Annotated in this window: 23 protein-coding genes, 4 tRNA genes and 1 pseudogene; 22 read left to right on the top strand and 6 right to left on the bottom strand. The window is 68.6% G+C overall.

Annotated features, from left to right (window positions below; genetic code table 11):
• Positions 1-557: 557 nt before the first annotated feature.
• Together ACGFIO_RS25630 and ACGFIO_RS25625 are read right to left on the bottom strand one after the other, a co-directional pair.
• Complete coding sequence (locus tag ACGFIO_RS25630) at positions 558-953, bottom strand: hypothetical protein (protein WP_392829275.1); 396 nt, start codon at positions 951-953, stop codon at positions 558-560.
• A 91-nt stretch (positions 954-1044) separates the two neighbouring features.
• Positions 1045-1236 carry a hypothetical protein gene (locus tag ACGFIO_RS25625; protein WP_392829273.1) on the bottom strand — a complete coding sequence of 64 codons (192 nt, stop codon included), beginning with the start codon at positions 1234-1236 and terminating at the stop codon, positions 1045-1047.
• Positions 1237-1334: 98 nt separating this feature from the next.
• Between ACGFIO_RS25625 and ACGFIO_RS25620 the strand changes: the two genes are divergently transcribed.
• On the top strand, positions 1335-1688 hold the full coding sequence (locus ACGFIO_RS25620) for a hypothetical protein (RefSeq protein WP_392829271.1): 354 nt from the start codon (positions 1335-1337) through the stop codon (positions 1686-1688).
• Here the strand turns inward: ACGFIO_RS25620 and ACGFIO_RS25615 are convergent.
• A complete protein-coding gene (locus tag ACGFIO_RS25615) occupies positions 1669-2391 on the bottom strand; it encodes an HAD family hydrolase (RefSeq protein ID WP_392829270.1) in 723 nt (240 codons plus the stop codon). The two genes, ACGFIO_RS25620 and ACGFIO_RS25615, sit on opposite strands and share 20 nt — an antisense overlap.
• A pseudogene (locus ACGFIO_RS25610) lies at positions 2388-2990 on the bottom strand (GntR family transcriptional regulator); the annotation flags it as partial. The gene ACGFIO_RS25615 and the pseudogene ACGFIO_RS25610, both read right to left, overlap by 4 nt.
• Here ACGFIO_RS25610 and ACGFIO_RS25605 point away from each other — a divergent pair.
• From ACGFIO_RS25605 to ACGFIO_RS25565, 9 genes are all read left to right on the top strand, one after another.
• On the top strand, positions 2957-4021 hold the full coding sequence (locus tag ACGFIO_RS25605; protein WP_392829268.1) for a hypothetical protein: 1065 nt from the start codon (positions 2957-2959) through the stop codon (positions 4019-4021). The pseudogene ACGFIO_RS25610 and the gene ACGFIO_RS25605 overlap by 34 nt on opposite strands.
• Positions 4022-4161: 140 nt before the next feature.
• A complete protein-coding gene (locus ACGFIO_RS25600) occupies positions 4162-4407 on the top strand; it encodes a hypothetical protein (RefSeq protein ID WP_392829266.1) in 246 nt (81 codons plus the stop codon).
• Positions 4404-4742 (top strand): hypothetical protein, encoded by a 339-nt coding sequence (locus ACGFIO_RS25595; protein WP_392829265.1) that lies wholly within the window; start codon positions 4404-4406, stop codon positions 4740-4742. Before ACGFIO_RS25600 ends, ACGFIO_RS25595 begins: the two co-directional genes overlap by 4 nt.
• Positions 4742-5104: an RRQRL motif-containing zinc-binding protein gene (locus ACGFIO_RS25590; RefSeq protein WP_392829264.1), complete on the top strand. Its 363-nt coding sequence runs from the start codon at positions 4742-4744 to the stop codon at positions 5102-5104. The genes ACGFIO_RS25595 and ACGFIO_RS25590 overlap by 1 nt, the downstream gene beginning before the upstream one ends.
• A gap of 17 nt (positions 5105-5121) precedes the next feature.
• Positions 5122-6042: a bifunctional DNA primase/polymerase gene (locus ACGFIO_RS25585; protein WP_392829262.1), complete on the top strand. Its 921-nt coding sequence runs from the start codon at positions 5122-5124 to the stop codon at positions 6040-6042.
• On the top strand, positions 6039-6782 hold the full coding sequence (locus tag ACGFIO_RS25580) for a DNA cytosine methyltransferase (protein ID WP_392829260.1): 744 nt from the start codon (positions 6039-6041) through the stop codon (positions 6780-6782). The genes ACGFIO_RS25585 and ACGFIO_RS25580 overlap by 4 nt, the downstream gene beginning before the upstream one ends.
• 4 nt (positions 6783-6786) lie before the next feature.
• Positions 6787-7893 carry an AAA family ATPase gene (locus tag ACGFIO_RS25575; protein ID WP_392829258.1) on the top strand — a complete coding sequence of 369 codons (1107 nt, stop codon included), beginning with the start codon at positions 6787-6789 and terminating at the stop codon, positions 7891-7893.
• Between the two features lie 230 nt (positions 7894-8123).
• Complete coding sequence (locus ACGFIO_RS25570; RefSeq protein ID WP_392829256.1) at positions 8124-8312, top strand: helix-turn-helix transcriptional regulator; 189 nt, start codon at positions 8124-8126, stop codon at positions 8310-8312.
• Positions 8309-9736 carry a tyrosine-type recombinase/integrase gene (locus tag ACGFIO_RS25565; protein WP_392829254.1) on the top strand — a complete coding sequence of 476 codons (1428 nt, stop codon included), beginning with the start codon at positions 8309-8311 and terminating at the stop codon, positions 9734-9736. The genes ACGFIO_RS25570 and ACGFIO_RS25565 overlap by 4 nt, the downstream gene beginning before the upstream one ends.
• A gap of 135 nt (positions 9737-9871) precedes the next feature.
• Here ACGFIO_RS25565 and ACGFIO_RS25560 read toward each other — a convergent pair.
• Positions 9872-9952: transfer RNA gene (locus ACGFIO_RS25560), tRNA-Tyr, on the bottom strand.
• Between the two features lie 161 nt (positions 9953-10113).
• Between ACGFIO_RS25560 and ACGFIO_RS25555 the strand changes: the two genes are divergently transcribed.
• The 3 genes from ACGFIO_RS25555 to ACGFIO_RS25545 are packed head-to-tail and all read left to right on the top strand — an operon-like array spanning position 10114 to position 11741.
• Positions 10114-10608: a YajQ family cyclic di-GMP-binding protein gene (locus tag ACGFIO_RS25555; RefSeq protein ID WP_392829252.1), complete on the top strand. Its 495-nt coding sequence runs from the start codon at positions 10114-10116 to the stop codon at positions 10606-10608.
• Positions 10609-10638: 30 nt separating this feature from the next.
• The gene (locus tag ACGFIO_RS25550) at positions 10639-10944 is read left to right on the top strand and encodes a hypothetical protein (RefSeq protein WP_392829250.1); all 306 of its coding nucleotides are present in this window, start codon (positions 10639-10641) and stop codon (positions 10942-10944) included.
• Entirely contained in the window at positions 10941-11741 is an 801-nt protein-coding gene (locus ACGFIO_RS25545) for a sulfurtransferase (protein WP_392829248.1), read from the top strand. The genes ACGFIO_RS25550 and ACGFIO_RS25545 overlap by 4 nt, the downstream gene beginning before the upstream one ends.
• On the opposite strand, the gene ACGFIO_RS25540 is transcribed toward ACGFIO_RS25545, so the two are convergent.
• Positions 11738-12130, bottom strand: a complete 393-nt coding sequence (locus ACGFIO_RS25540; protein WP_392829247.1) for a hypothetical protein — start codon at positions 12128-12130, stop codon at positions 11738-11740. The genes ACGFIO_RS25545 and ACGFIO_RS25540 overlap by 4 nt on opposite strands.
• A gap of 260 nt (positions 12131-12390) precedes the next feature.
• Here ACGFIO_RS25540 and ACGFIO_RS25535 point away from each other — a divergent pair, with 260 nt between their 5' ends.
• From ACGFIO_RS25535 to secE, 9 genes are all read left to right on the top strand, one after another.
• A complete protein-coding gene (locus ACGFIO_RS25535) occupies positions 12391-12558 on the top strand; it encodes a hypothetical protein (RefSeq protein ID WP_392829245.1) in 168 nt (55 codons plus the stop codon).
• 29 nt (positions 12559-12587) lie between these two features.
• Positions 12588-15113 (top strand): putative bifunctional diguanylate cyclase/phosphodiesterase, encoded by a 2526-nt coding sequence (locus ACGFIO_RS25530; protein ID WP_392829243.1) that lies wholly within the window; start codon positions 12588-12590, stop codon positions 15111-15113.
• A gap of 90 nt (positions 15114-15203) precedes the next feature.
• Positions 15204-15279: transfer RNA gene (locus ACGFIO_RS25525), tRNA-Thr, on the top strand.
• Positions 15280-15319: 40 nt separating this feature from the next.
• Positions 15320-15392 (top strand) — tRNA-Met (locus ACGFIO_RS25520).
• Between the two features lie 80 nt (positions 15393-15472).
• The gene (rpmG, locus tag ACGFIO_RS25515; RefSeq protein WP_285685140.1) at positions 15473-15640 is read left to right on the top strand and encodes a 50S ribosomal protein L33; all 168 of its coding nucleotides are present in this window, start codon (positions 15473-15475) and stop codon (positions 15638-15640) included.
• Between the two features lie 86 nt (positions 15641-15726).
• Positions 15727-16176, top strand: a complete 450-nt coding sequence (locus ACGFIO_RS25510; protein WP_392829242.1) for a MaoC family dehydratase N-terminal domain-containing protein — start codon at positions 15727-15729, stop codon at positions 16174-16176.
• Complete coding sequence (locus ACGFIO_RS25505) at positions 16173-16568, top strand: MaoC/PaaZ C-terminal domain-containing protein (RefSeq protein WP_392829240.1); 396 nt, start codon at positions 16173-16175, stop codon at positions 16566-16568. The genes ACGFIO_RS25510 and ACGFIO_RS25505 overlap by 4 nt, the downstream gene beginning before the upstream one ends.
• Positions 16569-16664: 96 nt before the next feature.
• Positions 16665-16737: transfer RNA gene (locus ACGFIO_RS25500), tRNA-Trp, on the top strand.
• Positions 16738-16819: 82 nt separating this feature from the next.
• Positions 16820-17212: a preprotein translocase subunit SecE gene (gene secE / locus ACGFIO_RS25495; protein ID WP_392829238.1), complete on the top strand. Its 393-nt coding sequence runs from the start codon at positions 16820-16822 to the stop codon at positions 17210-17212.
• The last annotated feature ends 1 nt before the right edge of the window (position 17213 follow it).

Raw genomic sequence — 17213 nt, 5'->3', positions numbered from 1 at the left:
TGTCACGTGCCTTGCCTGTCAGCGGCGAAGATCTGGGCTGATTCGCTCGCTCGGACAGCAGCGATCAAGCTGGCGACCCCGGAGTATGAGCTTTTTGAACCTCTTGAAGGCCGGGTGGGCGGACTCAAGCACCGTGCAAAGAATGCGACTCCATCGGTGCCCGCCCCGCCGCCGCTTATGTTCTACTCGTCCGCCAAATCGCTGAGTGCAGACCCGCCCCGGACGGCAGGCCGTTCGTCACCCGTCGAAGCCCGGGTGGTCGCTACATGCCCGACGGCAGCCCAACCATCCAGAGCAACTCCTACGGGAAGGCGTGGCGAGACGTCCGTGAGGCCGCCCTCACGCCCGTACAGGTCCGGTCCCCGCTAGCTGGCTGTCCGTACGACTTGCGGCGCTCCCTCGTACCGCTTTGCTCAACGAGGGAGCGCCGGCCACACAGGTCGGCAAGTGGGCAGGGCACAGCGTCCGGTGCTTATGAGGGTCTACGGGAAGTGCATCTATGGCCAGGACGAAGCTTCCCGCCGCTGGGTCGAAGCGGCCTTGCAACAAGAGGACGGCTAGCCGTGCCCGCCGTCAAGCTCGCGCTGTTGGGCGGCTCGCTTCTCTTCTCGTTCGTCTGCCTTCGACAAGATGGACTCGACCTGCTTCGCTGAGTAGCCGACCATGGTGGCGGTTTCATCCCCTAGCTGAATCTCGACACGCTTATTGTCGTGCCTGCTCAGGAACGCCTTGAGGGCCGGAGTGAGCGCCTTGAACAGGGGCGCGGCGGCCCCAGCGAAGATCCCGACACAGGCCAAGGTCTCGCCCGCGCTCGCCTTGATGACCTCAGAGTTGGGCACATCGGCTGCGTCAAGCGCTGCCCTGAGTTCATCGCGGTAAGCAGGAGAAACCTGGATCTCGCCCCATGTCGGATCCCATGAGGGTTGGAGGCGAAGAACCAACGTGTCGACCATCTGCCGCTCCCCGCGTTGTCGTCTATGACGAGCACCAAGACTAGGCGGTACTCACCCGAGCGCTTCATCCGCAGGTAGGAACCTCGAAGTCTCAGTCGGTGCTTTCTGGATCTTCGGCGAGCTTCGGGCGGTTTTCCCGAATCCACCTCTCGACGACTTCGGCGTCCCACACGGCGCCCATCTCCAGCGTGTCCATTGGCTCAGGGAACCCACGCTGCCGCGAGATGACGTACGCCCGCTGCCGCCCTACCCCGAGCGCCTTGGCGATCTCGGCGGTTCCCATCAACCTCATAGCCGATCACGCTAGGTACACGTCCGGGTTACGTTCGAAGTGTGCCTGATCTGTTAACACCTGACGTGTACACGTGTAGCCTTCACTAAATGGAGGCGACGGACGACGCGCCGCAAGACACCTCGGGCGCCCTGCCCGCCGCTTCCCTTCGGCCCGTTCGACATGGATGCGAAGAGGCCCCGATGGTCAACTACCGCTTACCGCAGAACCCCGACGACCGGGGGACTGAGGTCACCGAGCACATCGCGCACCGGCCGTCGTGGGATTGCCAGCAGTGCCGCAAGCCCTGGCCGTGCGACGCGGCCCGCGAGGCGTTCATGGCGACGATGAACCGGGTCGAGCGCGCTATTTTGATGTGGGTCTACCTCGAAGCTGCCGCCGAGGAGATCCGGGGCATGCCGCTGGACGAGATCTTCACCCGGTTCATTCGCTGGACTCGGTAGCGCGAGGCGAGCCAGCGGCCCGGTCGATCAGCACGCTGGCGATTGCCCCCATGCTGTCGATCACGACGTCTGCCCCGGCTTGTCGGAACGCCTCGGCCTTTGGCGGCCGGTTGGCGTAGCCGATGGACCGAACGCCGGCGGCGCGGCTGCCTTCGATGTCTGACAGCGAGTCGCCGACGAGAACGGTGCGATCCGGCGCCAGCCCGAGGGTGTGCACGACGCGCAGGATGGGCTCAGGGTTGGGCTTCATCCGTCGTGGCTCGGCATGCGCCCGACCCACGATCGGCGACACGTACGCCGCCAGGCGGTGCGCTGTCAGGTAGGCGGTCACGGCCCCGGCCGAATTGTTGCTGACCACCGCCACGGGCAAGCCTGCTTGCCGGGCCGCGACGATCACCTCCCGACCGTACGGCGTGGGTCCGGCGCTCGCGACGGCACGAAGTTCGGCCGCGCACAGCGCATCCTCCACCATCCGTACGACTCCCGGATCTCCTGATGTACCGGCCCAGCGCAGGACTTCGAGCGGGTCCGGCTCGGTCGTCAGGCCCGGTGGCATGGTGACCCCCTGGCGTTGCAGCAGGTCGACCAATTCCGCAGCGACCTTGGGTGCCGGGTAGCCGGCGAAGATGCTGCAAACCGGGCCGTCGAAGTCGAGCAGGATGGCGTCTACCTCGGCGAGCAGCCGAGCGAGGCTGGCGCTCATCCGTCGTACCGGTAGGCGATCGTCGACCACATCGAGTCGAACCACTGACGGGACGCCTGCACGAACTGGGTGCCATTGGACGCGTCATCGTCGGTCACGGCGTAGTGGAACAGCGGCACGTCCTTGCCCATCAAGTCGTAGATGGCTGTGGGCTCACCCTTGATCGAAACGGTGCGCTCCACGACGGGATAGAAGCCGTAGAACACTTCCTCACCGTTGATGATGTAGAGCTTGAACAGCGGCGATGCCCGGTGCATCCGGACTTCGACGGTGGTGGAGCGGACTAGCCCCAGGTCACCCAGCTCGGCGACTTGGTCGATGATGCCGTCTGCGGCGCGGCGGGTGATCCGCTCGGCGCGTTCCCGCACGGCCGGATCGTCGGCCTGCGTCTCGGCGCGTGCGGGCAGCGCCATCGGCACCGTCATGTCAGAGATCAGCACCCGTACCGCGATCGTCTCCGGGGCGAGTCGGCCGCTGCGCACCTTGTCGAGGGCCTCGGCGACCGCGTCTCGCAGCGTCTCGCCGGAGAATCCGGCGAAGTCGATCGAGACGTGTGGCCGGTCGAATGCGGCCTCGATGTGCGGCCGCAATTCCACCGCGAGCCGCCACCCAGCTCCCGCTCATCTACGCCGCCCTCGAGCCGTACGCGCAGATCTGGGCGTTCGACTTCAAAGGCACCGGCGGCCTCGACCCGATCGCCAAAGTGTGCGCTCGGTACGAGTCCGGCATGGACGACGACACCGCCGAAGCCGGCCTAATTGCCCTGCGGGAGCTGCGGCAGGAGTGCATCAAACGCGCCGCGATCATCAAGCGCCTACCCAAGCACGTCTGCCCGGACAACAAGGTCACCGCACAGCTCGCCCGCCGCAAGGGCCTCGGGCTGCACTGGCTGATCGCCGCGTTCGACGAGTGCCAAGAGCTGTTCACCCACCCGGAGTTCGGCAAAGAAGCCTGCGAGCTGGCAGAGAAGATCATCAAGTTGGGTCGTGCCCTGGGCGTGATTCTGCTGTTCGCCACCCAGCGCCCGGACGCCAAGAGCCTGCCCACCGGCGTCTCGGCCAACGCTGGCACGAGGTTCTGCCTGCGGGTCATGGGCCAGACCGAGAACGACATGATCCTCGGCACCTCGACGTACAAGAACGGCATCCGGGCCACCATGTTCACCAAGCGGGACAAGGGCCTGGGCTACCTCATCGGCGCGGCCGACGAAGCGCAGATCACCAAGACGTACTACCTCAACGGCCCCACCGTGGAGCAGATCATCGAGCGGGCGTACGCAGGCCGGCAAGCAGCCGGCACGCTGACCGGACACGCCGCCGGACAGGCCACCGTGACCCCGGCGGCACGGCGGGACACGCTGCTCGATGACGTGCTCGCGGTCATCCCCGTGGCGGAGGCGAAGGTGTGGACCGACACCGTCCTGGAGCGGCTCACCGAGTTGCGGCCCGAGGCGTACGCCGACCTGACCCGGGACCAGCTGACCCTGGCGCTCAAGACCTACGGCATCAACCCCGGGCAGGTATGGGGCACCGACCCCGCCGATGGCAAGGGCAAGAACCGGCGCGGTATCGAACGTGACCACGTCCTGAGCGCTGTGACCGAGCGTAACGCCAAGCGGCGGGCCGGATAGCCCGTGCAGGGTGCTAGGTCTAGCGGCACCCCCTGCTAGACCTAGCACCCCTGCTAGCACCTCACACAACCCCTGATCAGCGCCCTAGTCCCTAGCGGCGCTGGCCCTTCTTGCCCTGAAACCGCCTCTGGAGGCGTTCCGTGGACTCCCTCGCCCTGCTAGCTAGCCTCGCCACCCTCGGTTACTCAGCGTTCTACCTGCTCATGTGTGCCGCGTTCCCGTTCGGTCACTGCCGCCGCTGCCACGGCACCGGCAAACTCTTCTCGAAGATCTTCACCAAGTCGTTCCGGCTCTGCCCGCGCTGCGAGGGCACCGGCCGCCGCGTCCGCATCGGCCGCCGCGTCTACGAGTACCTGCGCGGCGAGTACAAGGCGGGCAACCGATGACCGCCCGGACCATGGCCCGCTTCCACCGCCAGCCCACCGAGCACACCGACTGGTGCACCCGCGATCACCGCTGCGGCATCAACGAGCACCGTTCTGCTGACCTCATCACCGACGCCGGGAGCGGCCGGGCCGTCATCACCCGCGTCCGCGCCGGCAACACCGAATACGCCGAGATCCGCGCCCGAATCCCCTTGCATAGCACCGAAACCGGCGCCCGCTGGCAGATCACCGCGACGTTGCGGCTTATGCGCGAGTTGCTCGCCGCCGTCGCGGTCAGGCCCGGTGTGCTGCGCGGCCGGACCGAGCGGCCCGCGATCGACCGGCGGGCTGGCTGATGGCGCGGTTACGGGCCGCGTACTGGGATCCCGAGGGCGCCCGGTACGGCCTGCCGACCTACTGGTGGCGCGGCGCTCCCGAGGGCTACGCCACCCGCCGTCAGCTCCGCGACCAGGGTTTGCGTCCCGGCCGTCAACCGATCGCCGCACAAGTCCTCTGGACCGGGGTCGGTGGGACCCGGGCCGCGTACCTGTACCGCCTTGACCTTGCCCGCCCGAAGCGCCCCGCGACGCCTGCCCAGCTCCGCGCGGTCCGGGCCGCGCTGCGCGCCCGACGCACCTGCCCAACCTGCCGTGAGCTGCGCCCCTACTACATCCCGCGATCACTCGGCGAATGCCTGACCTGCCACGCCACCGCCTGACCCGGAGAGGACCCGTCATGCCGCAAGCCTTTACGCCCCAACGGATCCACGCCGATCACCTCGCGCATGCCCTCGCCGCCGCCGCGCGCGGCTGGCCCGTCTTCCCGCTCCGTCCCGACGACAAGCGTCCCGCCGTCCGCGATTGGGAGACCCGCGCCACGGTCGACGCCGACCGCATCCGCCGCTGCTGGAACTCCGGGCCGTACGGCGTCGGCATCGCCTGCGGCCCGTCAGGGCTGGTCGTCATCGACCTGGACACGCCCAAGGACGGACAGACCGCACCCGCCGAGTGGTCGGATCCGTTGTGCCGCAACGGCGTGGACGTGTTCGGGCTGCTCTGCGCCCGCCACGACGACGACGGCACACCCGAGGCGTGGCACACCTACACCGTCGGCACCGGCCGGGGCGGCACCCACCTGTACTACCGGCACCCGGCCGGCGGCCCGGCGCTGCGCAACACCGCCGGGGAACGCGGCAACGGCCTCGGCTGGCTGGTCGACACCCGCGCCCACGGCGGCTACGTCGTCGCCGCAGGCTCCACCGTCGCGGGCCGCCCGTACACCGTCACCCGCGACGCCGACGTGGCCGACCTGCCCGCCTGGCTCGCCGAACGGCTGCGGCCCGCGCCGCTGCCCGCACAGCGACCGGTCACCGTCGACCTGCCGCACGGCCGGGCCGGGGCGTACGTGAACGCGGCAATCACCCGCCAGCTCGACCACCTCCGCACGGCCCCCGAGGGCGAACGCAACCACACGCTCTACTTCTCCGCCGTCGCCCTCGGCCAGCTCGCCGCCGGAGGCGCCCTGCCGGTCGACCAGGCCGCAACGCTGCTCGAACAGACCGCGCTTTCGATCGGGCTGACCCGCTTCGAGACGCTGCGCACCATCCGCTCCGGGCTCACCGCCGGCGCCCGCCGCCCCCGGACGGTGGCGGCATGACCGCCGAGGCGCTCAACGTGCTGGAGCTGTTCGCCGGCATCGGCGGGATGTCCCTCGGCCTTGAGCGTGCCGGGATGCGCATCGTCGGACACGTCGAGATCAACCCGTTCTGCCGCGCCGTCCTGCACCGCCACTGGCCGGAGGCCCTCGCCCATGACGACGTACGCACTGCCGCCGCCTGGTGGCACTCCGAGCCCCGCCCCCGAGTCGACGTCGTCGCCGGCGGCTACCCCTGCCAAGGCGAGTCCACCCTGGGAAAGCGTCTCGGCGACGCCGACCCACGGTGGCTGTGGCCTGCCATGGGCGACGTCATCCACGCCCTGCGACCCACCTACGTCATCGGGGAGAACGTCCTCGGCCACCGCACCCGAGGACTCGCCCGCGTCCTGGCCGACCTGGCGGACCTCGGCTACACCGCCCGCGCCGGCGTTGTCCGAGCTTGCGCAATGGGCGCCCCACACCCACGCGCCCGGCTGTTCGTCCTGGCCCACACCCAAGACAGCCGATGCCCGCCGGGGTGCTTTGAGCCCCGCCGGGATCACCCGACGTCTAGCCACCCGCAAGAACGGCCTGAACATCCCCGACCTGATCGGTGGCCGACCGAACCCGCAGTGGATCGAGTGGCTTATGGGCTTCCCGACCGGGTGGACCGCCTCGCCGCCCTCGGCAACGCCGTCGTGCCCGACGTCGCCGAGCACATCGGCCGCATCGTCCTCGACCACCACAACGACGGCAGGTGACCTCATGACACAGCAACCCGCACCGGCCGAACGGCCGACCCTGCACGTCGTCGGCCCGGACGACGCAGGCGAGGTCCTGTCACCTGCGCCGAAGAACCCCGGCCGGATCCGCACCTCCTGGACCGCCGCCGACATCATGGCCATGGAGTTCACCCCACCCAAGTGGGCCGTACCCGGGGTGCTCTCGGAGGGCTGCAACCTGCTCTGCGGGCCGCCGAAGGTCGGCAAGTCCTGGATGTCGCTCGGCCTCGGCCTCGACGTCGCCATGGGCGGCAAGGCGTTCGGCGCGATCGACGTCGACCCGGGACCGGTGCTATACCTCGCCCTGGAGGACACCGCCCGCCGGCTACAGAACCGGCTCGGGAAGGTCCTCGCCGGACGGCCCGCCCCGGCCGGACTCACGCTGGCCACCGAGTGCCCGCCGCTGCCCCAAGGCGGAGATCAGGCCATCGCCGCATGGCTCGACCGCAACCGCGACGCCCGGATGGTCATCATCGACGTATTCGCCAAGCTCCGAGGCAACTCCGCCCCTGGCGCCTCCGCGTACGACGCGGACTATGCCGCCGTGGGTCGGGCTAAGCGGGTTGCCGATGACTACGGCGTGGCGTTCGTGCTCGTGCACCACGTCCGCAAGGCCGGATCCGACGACTTCCTGACCGAGGTGTCCGGCACCAACGGTCTCGCCGGAGCGGCAGACGCCACGCTCGTGCTCAAGCGGGCACGTAACCAGGGTGACGGTGTCCTGCACGTGACCGGCCGCGACGTCGACGAGTCCGAGTACGCGCTGACGTTCAACGCCGACGCGGGCGCGTGGCAGATGCTCGACGGCCCGGCCGAGGACCACCAGATCGGCGACACCCGGGCCGCGATCCTGCGCTGGCTGCGGCAGGCACCCGGCTCCACCCCGAAGACGATCGCCGAGGGCATCGGGCTCAAGCCGGACACCGTGCGCCAGACCTGCACGCGGATGCTCGCCGATGGCCAGCTTGCCGCCGAGCCTGGCGGCCGGTACCGGGTGCCGGGTGTCACCGCTGTCACTGGTGTCACTCAACCGCCCGTGAGCTGCGAAAACGGCAGTGACAGCCCCGGTCAGCCGGAGCTGTGGCCGTGACCGGCTCGGATCGGCTGAAACAGGGAGCATCCAACCTGTTTCAGCTCAGACCCTTACTTAACACCTTCGGATAGTCGAGATCTTGGCTCAGCGCGGCTCTCAGTGGGTCGCTGTACGCCTTTCTGCCGAGACCCTCCCTGCACCGTCCACCCCGGACGGTCACGCCCTGAATACCTGCCAGCAACACGCACAGCGCCCCGTATCACCTCGCCAATGGGAGGCCGGACCCGATGGCACGCACCTTTCTGACCCTGGACGAATTCCTCGCCGAGCTGGACGTCCCGCGATCGACGTTCTTCCGCTGGAAGGCACTCGGGCAGGCGCCCAGGACCTACAAGCTCCCTAACCGATCAATCCGCATCCGCCGCACCGATTACGACGCCTGGTTGTCGAGCCGTGAGGAGCCGCAGGCCGCATGAGCAGCTACGACGTTCGCGTCTACAAGATCGAGGAACGCAAGAGCAAGAGGGCAGGCAAGCCGACCTTCACCTACCGGGTCCGCTGGCAGGTGGCGGGGGAGCGGTTCGGGGACAGCTTCAAGACCAACGCACTCGCCGAGAGCTTCCGCGCGAAGCTGATCACTGCCCAGCGCGAAGGCGTCGCGTTCGATGAGCGCTGCGGGCTGCCCGAACCGATGGCCCGAGCGCTGAACACCCGAAGCTGGTACGAGCACGTCGTGGCTTTCGTGGACCTGAAGTGGCCGCGCGCCTCGGCGAACCACCGCAAGGGCATCGCCGAGACGCTGGCCGGAGCAACAATGCTGCTGCTCTCCTCGACGCGGGGCATGCCGCCCGAGGCGACGCTACGCAAGGCCCTGCGCACCTACGTCTGTAACAAGAACCGTCGCGACGCCGGGCCGCCGCCGCCCGATCTGGCTCCGGCTGTCGCGTGGGTGGCGGAGAACACGGTCAATCTCACCGATCTTGCCGGTGCGCCCCTCGTGCGGAAGGTGCTCGACGGCCTGGCGCTGACCCTCGACGGCCGGGCCGCCGCCGCCAGCACGGTCCATCGGAAGCGGGCCGTGTTCAGTGGCGCGCTCCGCTACGGGGTCGAGCTGGGCCACTTCACCGGCCACCCGATGGACAACGTCAAGTGGTCAGCGCCCACGGCCGAGGACGAAGAGATCGACCGGCGGGCCGTCGCCAACCAACAGCAGGCGCGGCGACTCCTCGTAGGGGTCCGCCAGACCACGCCCGAGCTGGAGGCGTTCTTCGGCACTCTCTACTTCGCCGGGCTGCGGCCCGAGGAAGCCCTGCACCTGACCAATGACGAGTACGAGCGTCCCACCCGGAAGGGTGAATGGGGCTGGCTACACCTCACCGGGGCAACCGTGGAGATCGGCAACAGTTGGGGCGACACGGACGACACGACCGAGGACCGAGGGCTCAAGCACCGGTCGCGGAAGGCTGTCCGCGACGTCCCCGCCTCGCCGCCGCTGTGCGCACTGCTTGACCGGCACATCAAGAAGTGGCCACCCGGAACCAACGGCCGGCTCTTCGTCACCCGACGTGGGCCGGGCGGCATGTACGTGCCCACGGCCGGGCGACCGGTCACCCGAAACGCCATCTCGACCGCGTGGCGCAAGGCACGCAAGGCCACACTGACGCCTGCCGAGTACCGGTCGCCGCTGGCCACCGTGCCGTACCAGCTTCGGCACGCCTGCCTGTCGCTGTGGCTCAGCATGGGGATCTCCCCGGCGCTGGTGGCGCGGTGGGCTGGTCACGGCATCAAGGTGCTACTAGCCGTGTACGCAAGCTGGATCTTTGGGGAGGAGCGGGCAGCCATGGACCGCATCGCCGAGCGCTACGAAGAACTGCCGGAGGTCGACGAATCGACCGAGTGATCTTGCCCCGTCCCCGTGGGCACGTATTGGGCACAGCGACCGAGTCTGAGCCATCCTGAGTGATCACGAGTGAGACTCACGAAGAAGGCCCCTCACTGCTGTTTCAGCAGGTGAGGGGCCGTTTCTTGCTGCTTGTGGCGGGTAGAGGATTCGAACCTCTGTAGCTTTCGCGACGGATTTACAGTCCGCTCCCATTGGCCGCTCGGGCAACCCGCCTCGCCATCCGCACGCCAGGGGTCGAGCCCCCAACGTGGCAGCGGACAACAGGATAGCCGTCCGCCAAGGTGCCTCCACAACCGGGTACGGTCGGCATGTCGGACAGCCCCGGCCGACGCACTGACTGGCCCGAGCAACAGCAGACCCAACGGAGTTTGATCATGGCAGCCAACCCGTCGTTCGACATCGTGAGCAAGGTCGACCGGCAGGAGGTCGACAACGCGTTCCACCAGGCTGAGAAGGAGCTGGGTACCCGGTTCGACTTTCGCGGCACCGGCACCACGCTCGCCCAGTCGGGTGAGAACGGGGTGACGATCACCTCGGAGACCGAGGAGCGGGCCAGCGCCGCGCTCGACGTCTTCAAGGAGAAGCTGGTGAAGCGGAACATTTCGCTGAAGTCGCTGGAGGCGGGCGATCCGCGGCAGTCGGGCAAGACGTACAAGATCGACTGCAAGGTGATCGAGGGCATCGAGGCGGACAAGGCCAAGGCGATCAGCAAGAAGATCCGCGACGAGGGGCCCAAGGGTGTCCAGGCGCAGATCCAGGGCGACCAGCTGCGGGTGACCGGCAAGAAGCGGGATGACTTGCAGGCCGTGATCGCGCTGCTCAAGCAGGAGGACTTCGGGGTCGCCCTGCAGTTCACCAACTACCGGTAGAAAACGGGCCGGGGGCCGCAGAATCGGACCATGAACACGAGTACGTGGACACTCGTCGTCGGTGGTCTGATCGGTCTGGCCCTGACCGGCTTCGGCGTGAAGGTGCTGGTCACCGGGCAGGCCCCGGCCAGCACCGCCCGTGCGTTCGGGTCGGTCCGTGAGGCAGGGCTCTATCACCTGTTCTTCGGGGTTGCGCTGATCCTGCTGGTGGGGGGCACCAAGCTGCCGGGGGAGAAGACGAGCATCGTGACCGCGGTGGTCGCGGTGATCCTCGCGTTGTGGGCGATCGTGCGATACCGCCCGAAGCGGCAGAAAGAGGTCGACGAGCACCGATGATCCCTCCCGTTCTGGACCTGGCCGCGGCCCGCGCGCTCGACCGGGTGGTCTTCGCCGATGTCCGTTACTACCTGGACGGCCGGCGCGGCCGGGACGCCTACGACGGGGGACACCTGCCGGGGGCGATCTTCGTGGACGTGGACGCGGATCTGGCCGCGCACGGGGCGCCGCCGACCGAGGGCCGGCATCCGCTGCCTGATCCGGGGGCGTTCGCCGCGCGGATGGCCCAGCTCGGGCTGGCCGATCAGGATCGGGTGGTGGCGTACGACGACAGCGGCGGCGTGATGGCCGCCCGCCTGGTCTGGATGCTCCGTGCCACCGGCCACGAGGCGGCGCTGCTGGACGGCGGGCTGGCCGCGTACCCGGGGGATCTGGACACCGAACCGCCCAGCCGGACCCCGGCGGTCTTCTCGGTGCGGCCGTGGCCGGCGGACCGCCTGGCGACGATCGACGAGGCGGCCGACCGGCGCAACACCGTGCTGGACGCGCGGGCGCCGGAGCGGTTCCGCGGCGACAGTGAGCCGATCGACCCGCGCGCCGGCCACATCCCAGGCGCCCGGAATGTTCCGTGCCGTGACCATGTCGACGCGAATGGCCGGTTCAAGAGCGTCGAAGTGGTTCGGGGCAATTTCGTCGGTATCGAGCCGGGTACGGACGTCATCTCCTATTGCGGCTCGGGCGTTACCGCCTGCCACAACCTGCTCGCGATGGAATACGCCGGCCTCGGCGCCGGCCGCCTTTATCCGGGTTCCTGGAGTGCCTACAGCAATACCGATCGCCCGGCCGCGACCGCCTAGTCCGGTTCGCCGGCCAGGCCCCGGGCCGACCGCGCCTGGTCGGGGTCGAAACCTTCGTACCCGGAGATCTCGTGCTGGCGCGCCTGGTCCTCGATCCAGCGGTTGTGCGCCTCCCACGCCGCCTGCTTGCTGGTGCCCAGCGCGGCCCCGATCCGCGTCCAGGACGCGCCGGCGGCGCGAGCGCTGCGGACCATGGCCTGCCGCCCGTACCCGGCCTTGCGGATGACGACCTCGCTGAGTGCGAGCAGCTCGAGCGACTCGTCGCGCCCGAGTGGCGACTCGCCGTCGCTGTCCATCGCGGCCAGCGCCTCCCGCATCCTCAGCTCGTCGTAACGCGTTGTGGCGGTGGAGAGCGTGTGGGCGCGTTCCAGTTCGTCGGGAGTACTCATGTCAACACTCAAACGTCAAGGCCGCCTGACGTCAAGTCGGCCTGACGAAGCGGTGCGAATTGGACTCACGTATACCGTTAAATCGGACTCAAAGCTCTCAATATCGCGCGGCTGAGTTTCGTGAGTAACTCAGCCGTTCAGCCAGGATTTCGGTATAGGCGGTCCTGACCCGCCGAAGGACGATGCCCGACGCACAACGTGTGTGGCACCATCATCACACCCCCCAACGGAACCACCTTTTCTCTTTACGGGAGTCATAGATGTCCGCAAGGAAGCTGAGCCGCCTCGCCGGCTTCGCGCTCGTGCTCGCCGCCGTGTTCGGTGGCGTGGGCGTCGCCGGCGCCGCGCAGGCCGCCGTTGCGGCTCCCGCCAGCGTCTCGGTCTCCGACGCCTCGATGCAGACCCTCGGGGACATCATCTGGGCCTGACCGGCCAGGTCCTTCCATGAGGGAGTGAGATGACGGGCCGTCCCGCGCCACGGCGTTCGCCGCAGCTCGCGTGGCTGATCACCAACCCGCTCGCTCTCGTCGCGCTTCTCTGTGTCATCGGTTTCTGGGTGGCCGACCCGCGGTGGTACACCGCCTGGCTCGGCGGCATCATCGCGCTCGTCTTTCTGACCATCGCCAACGTCGGCGTGTTCACCGTGGTCATCCGCCGGCAGAGCTTCATGGTGGTGGTCACCGAGATCCCGCTGGTGCTGTCGCTGTTCTTCCTGCCGCCGGTGATGGTGATCGTGGTCAGCGCGCTGGCCACCCTGATCTCCCTGGTCTACCAGCGGTTCGCGCCGATCAAACTCTGGTTCAACGTGGCCAAGGCCGCGGCCGCCGCGTCGGCCGCCGTCCTGGTAATCGCGGCCGCCCCGCCGATCCGCGGGGTCGGCCCGGGCACCTGGGCCATCCTGTTCGCCGCGGTGATGGCCAGCGCCGCGCTCGGCCCGATCGCGTTCGCCGGCGTGATGTCCATCATGCAGGGCTGGCACGCCGGGCAGGAGGCGCTGCGGGCCGGGGCCGCGATGCTGGTCGCGGCGGCCGCCAACACCGTGATCGGCCTGGTCTTCCTGATCGTGCTGGCCGCGACCCCGTGGGCCGCGGTGCTGCTGGCCGGCCTGGTCGCCGCGCTCTACATCGTCTTCCGCTCGTTCGCCGAGTTCTTCCGTCAGCACCGCACCCTGGCCGACGTCTACCAGCTGACCCTGGCCATCCGCGAGCACGGCAACGACGGCGGCCTGCCCGACGTGCTGCTCGTCCGGGTCCGTGCGCTGATGCGGTCGGAGTACGCGACGCTCTGGCTGCCCGCCCAGGGCCGCCACCCCGAGGTGCTGCTCACCTCCAGGATGGACGACAGCGGGCTGATGGACATCTCGCCCACCCCGGCCGAGGTGCGCGAACGCGCGGTCGCCACCCAGCACGCGGTGGCCGTGGGGGACCGGTTCGCCGAGAGCGAGGACCTGCGCCCCAAGCTGCACGAGGCCGGCCTGAAAGACCTGGTCGTCGTCCCGCTGCGGTCCGGTCAGGTGACCGTCGGCACGCTCGAGGTGGCCAACCGGATCGGCGCCCAACTGACCTATCGCGACACCGATGTGCAGGTGATGGAGACGGTCGCGGCGCATGCGGCGGTGGCGGTGGAGAACAGCCGGCTGGTCGAGCGGCTGCGCTACGACGCATACCACGACCGCTTGACGTCGCTGCCCAACCGCCGCCGGCTGACCGACGCGCTGACCGAGTCGGTCAAGGTCCGGGCGCCGGGCGAGGTGGTCGCGGTCATCGCCTTCGACGTGGACGGTCTACGCGACGTCAACGAGTCGATGGGTCACGCGGCCGGCGACAAGCTGCTGGCCGAGGTGGCCAAGCGGCTGCGCGGGATCGCCGGGCCGGGTTCGCTGGTCGGCCGGATCGGCGGTGACGAGTTCGTGGTGACGCTGCGGTCGGAGAGCACCGAGGCGACGGTCCAGCTCGCCACCCAGATGCGCGAGCAGCTGCGCGGGCCGATGGTGGTCGGCACCCTCACGCTCGATGTGGACACCGCGGTCGGTGTGGCCGTGCAGCCCGACCACGGCGACGACCCGGAGGCTCTGCTGCGCCGGGCCGAGCTGGCGGCCAACGCGGCCAAGGTGGTCCCGTACGGCGTTCAGCTCTTCCACCCGGCCCTGGAGTCCCGTGCCGTCCGCCGCCTCGGCCTGGCCGGTGAGCTGCGCAAGGCCCTGGAGAACGGCGAGCTCGAGGTCTACTTCCAGCCCAAGGTCACGATCGGCGACCGGCACCTGGTCGGGGTGGAGTGCCTGGCCCGGTGGAACCACCCGGCGCACGGCGAGGTGGCGCCGGAGGACTTCATCGCCGTGGCCGAGCACACCGGGCAGCTGTCCCGGCTCACCGAGGTGGTGCTCACCGAGGGGCTGCGGCGGTGCCGGCAGTGGCAGGACGCCGACCGTCCGCTGGCCATAGCGGTCAACCTCTCGGCGCGTACCCTGCTCGATCCGCGTTTCCCCAACACCGTCCACGACCTGCTCAAACAGCATCACGTGGCGGCCGGTCAGGTCACCTTCGAGATCTCCGAGCCGGGCATGCTGGGCGACATCGAGCGCACCCTCCCCGTCCTCTATCAACTGCGTGATCTGGGGGTACGCCTGTCCGTCGACGACTTCGGGACGGGCGCGTCGTCGCTGTCGTACCTCCGGCAGCTGCCCGTGCACGAGGTGAAGATCGACGACTCCTTCGTGCAGGGCATGGCCACCGACTCCGGCGACCTGGCCATCGTGCGGGCGGTGATCAGCCTGGCCCGTGAGTTCCGTCTCACCGTGGTGGCCGAGGGCGTGGAGAGTGAGCTGACCCTCGACCTGCTCGAGGAGATGGGCTGCGAGATCGGGCAGGGCTACCTCTTCAGCCGGCCGCTGCCGTACGAGCGGCTCGAGGCCTGGTTCAGCGCCCAGACCGAGCCGGAGTCCACGCCGACGGGTGAGGTCCGCCGCCTCCGCGCCGTGATCTAGCTGGGAAAATGTGGAATCGGGTATCCGATTTCACCCCGGCTGGGGTGCCGTGTAAGCTTCCTTCTGCGCACCAAGCGAGAGATCGCGCGCGCCCCCTTAGCTCAGTCGGCAGAGCGTCTCCATGGTAAGGAGAAGGTCTACGGTTCGATTCCGTAAGGGGGCTCCAACCGGGCCCAAGCTCTGATCTGGGGTTTTCAGCCTGGCTCGGCGGTGTAGCTCAGATGGCAGAGCAAGCGGCTCATAATCGCTGTGTCGCCGGTTCAAGTCCGGCCACCGCTACTGCAGTTTTGCATGTCCGCGACCCCAGCCGTTACGCTGGAGCGTCGTACATTCAGCTTTTAGCAGGAAGGCACCCCGCCGTGGCCAAGGCGACCGACGTCCGTCCGAAGATCACTTTGGCGTGTACGGAGTGCAAGGACCGGAACTACATCACTCGTAAGAACCGGCGCAACGACCCGGACCGCATCGAGTTCAAGAAGTTCTGCCCCCGGGACGGCAAGCACACCCTGCACCGCGAGACCCGCTGACCAGTCAGCGCCAGGTCTTCGGCAACTCAGCTTCACCTCCCTGCGGCGGTCCGGTTCACCGGGCCGCCGCAGAGTAGTTTCTAGGCATGTCCCTGGACCTCTCCTTCGTCGGCCGAAGCTGGCCTCCCACCGATGCCTACGTCGTCGGCCGCGAGAAGATTCGCGAGTTCGCCACGGCGATCGGCGCGACCGACCCGCTGCACCACGACCCTGTGGCGGCCCGGGCAGCCGGCTACCCCGACGTGGTGGCCCCACCGACCTTCCCGACCGTGGTGACGATGAAGGCGAGCCGCCAGATCATCGACGATCCCGGCCTCGGGCTCGACTACTCCCGGGTGGTGCACGGCGACCAGCGGTTCACGTACACCCGCCCGGTCGTGGCCGGTGACGCCCTGGTCTGCGTCAACACGGTCGAGGAGATCGTCGCGCGTGGCGGTCATCACTTCATCACGACGCGTACCGATGTCACCACCGAGTCCGGCGAGCCGATCGTGACCGCCTGGTCCAAGCTGGTGCAGCGAGGGGAGGAACAGTGAGCGAGGAGTTCCCGCCCCAGACGTTCCGGATCACCCGGGCCGACCTGGTGCACTACTGCGGCGCCTCGGGCGACTTCAACGTGATCCACTGGAGCGACCGGCTGGCCCGCCAGGTCGGGCTGCCCGGGGTGATCGCCCACGGGATGTACACGATGGCCCTGGCCGGCCGCGCGGTGACCGCCTGGGCCGGCGCGGCCGACGCGGTCGAGGACTTCAGCGTCCGGTTCAGCCGCCCGGTCCCGGTGCCCGATGACGACGAGGGCGCCGAGGTGATCTTCACCGGGCGGGTGAAGAGCGCCGACGACGAGGGGCGGACCACGATCGCCATCACCGCGACATGCGACGGCGAGACGGTCCTCAAAATGGCGCAGGCCACGATCCGTAAGAAGTAGGGGCGGGTTGGGCAAGCGCGCGCTGTACCCGTACACTATCCCGCTGTGGGGTAAGTGACCCCTGCTCGCGCGCGTGCCGTCGAGCGGGACCCACGTAGGGGTGTAGCTCAATTGGCAGAGCAGCGGTCTCCAAAACCGCAGGCTGCAGGTTCAAGTCCTGTCACCCCTGCGACAACCCGAGCGACGCGCCGACCGTCGGCACCGGTGGTCAGCGCGTTGCCAACCACCACCAACCGACGGAAGAGGGCGAAGTGGCCGAGAGGAAGCGACCCGGCGACGATCCGGCCGGCGACCGCCCCGAGGATGAACTCCGGGACGAGATCGTTGAGGACGACGACGTCGAGGACGATGACGTCTCCGACGAGCCGGTCTCGCGCGGCGGCACCGCCGTCAAAGAGCGCAAGGCCAACTCCGACAGCCCGACGTCACGAAAGAAGGACGTCCGCCGTGGCGGCTTCTTCGGGCGCATCGGTGGTTTCTTCCGCGAGGTGGTCAGTGAGCTGCGTAAGGTCATCTGGCCGACGCGCAAGGAGCTGCTGACCTACACGGGTGTCGTGATCGCCTTCGTCACCGTGATGACCGCGATCGTGGCCGGCCTGGACTACCTCTTCGCCAAGGGCGTCCTCTTCGGTCTCGGTAACTAGC

Origin of the sequence: Actinoplanes sp. NPDC049265 (assembly GCF_043197135.1) — a bacterium.
Classification (GTDB): domain Bacteria; phylum Actinomycetota; class Actinomycetes; order Mycobacteriales; family Micromonosporaceae; genus Actinoplanes.
This window is presented reverse-complemented; position numbering and strand designations above follow the sequence as displayed.

Excerpts from the sequence above, each read along its gene's own strand:
- ACGFIO_RS25630 (WP_392829275.1), bottom strand. The coding sequence starts at position 953 with ATGGTCGACACGTTGGTTCTTCGCCTCCAACCCTCATGGGATCCGACA.
- ACGFIO_RS25625 (WP_392829273.1), bottom strand. The coding sequence starts at position 1,236 with ATGGGAACCGCCGAGATCGCCAAGGCGCTCGGGGTAGGGCGGCAGCGG.
- ACGFIO_RS25620 (WP_392829271.1), top strand. The coding sequence starts at position 1,335 with ATGGAGGCGACGGACGACGCGCCGCAAGACACCTCGGGCGCCCTGCCC.
- ACGFIO_RS25615 (WP_392829270.1), bottom strand. The coding sequence starts at position 2,391 with ATGAGCGCCAGCCTCGCTCGGCTGCTCGCCGAGGTAGACGCCATCCTG.
- ACGFIO_RS25605 (WP_392829268.1), top strand. The coding sequence starts at position 2,957 with ATGCGGCCTCGATGTGCGGCCGCAATTCCACCGCGAGCCGCCACCCAG.
- ACGFIO_RS25595 (WP_392829265.1), top strand. The coding sequence starts at position 4,404 with ATGACCGCCCGGACCATGGCCCGCTTCCACCGCCAGCCCACCGAGCAC.
- ACGFIO_RS25590 (WP_392829264.1), top strand. The coding sequence starts at position 4,742 with ATGGCGCGGTTACGGGCCGCGTACTGGGATCCCGAGGGCGCCCGGTAC.
- ACGFIO_RS25585 (WP_392829262.1), top strand. The coding sequence starts at position 5,122 with ATGCCGCAAGCCTTTACGCCCCAACGGATCCACGCCGATCACCTCGCG.
- ACGFIO_RS25580 (WP_392829260.1), top strand. The coding sequence starts at position 6,039 with ATGACCGCCGAGGCGCTCAACGTGCTGGAGCTGTTCGCCGGCATCGGC.
- ACGFIO_RS25575 (WP_392829258.1), top strand. The coding sequence starts at position 6,787 with ATGACACAGCAACCCGCACCGGCCGAACGGCCGACCCTGCACGTCGTC.
- ACGFIO_RS25570 (WP_392829256.1), top strand. The coding sequence starts at position 8,124 with ATGGCACGCACCTTTCTGACCCTGGACGAATTCCTCGCCGAGCTGGAC.
- ACGFIO_RS25565 (WP_392829254.1), top strand. The coding sequence starts at position 8,309 with ATGAGCAGCTACGACGTTCGCGTCTACAAGATCGAGGAACGCAAGAGC.
- ACGFIO_RS25555 (WP_392829252.1), top strand. The coding sequence starts at position 10,114 with ATGGCAGCCAACCCGTCGTTCGACATCGTGAGCAAGGTCGACCGGCAG.
- ACGFIO_RS25550 (WP_392829250.1), top strand. The coding sequence starts at position 10,639 with ATGAACACGAGTACGTGGACACTCGTCGTCGGTGGTCTGATCGGTCTG.
- ACGFIO_RS25545 (WP_392829248.1), top strand. The coding sequence starts at position 10,941 with ATGATCCCTCCCGTTCTGGACCTGGCCGCGGCCCGCGCGCTCGACCGG.
- ACGFIO_RS25540 (WP_392829247.1), bottom strand. The coding sequence starts at position 12,130 with ATGAGTACTCCCGACGAACTGGAACGCGCCCACACGCTCTCCACCGCC.
- ACGFIO_RS25535 (WP_392829245.1), top strand. The coding sequence starts at position 12,391 with ATGTCCGCAAGGAAGCTGAGCCGCCTCGCCGGCTTCGCGCTCGTGCTC.
- ACGFIO_RS25530 (WP_392829243.1), top strand. The coding sequence starts at position 12,588 with ATGACGGGCCGTCCCGCGCCACGGCGTTCGCCGCAGCTCGCGTGGCTG.
- ACGFIO_RS25510 (WP_392829242.1), top strand. The coding sequence starts at position 15,727 with ATGTCCCTGGACCTCTCCTTCGTCGGCCGAAGCTGGCCTCCCACCGAT.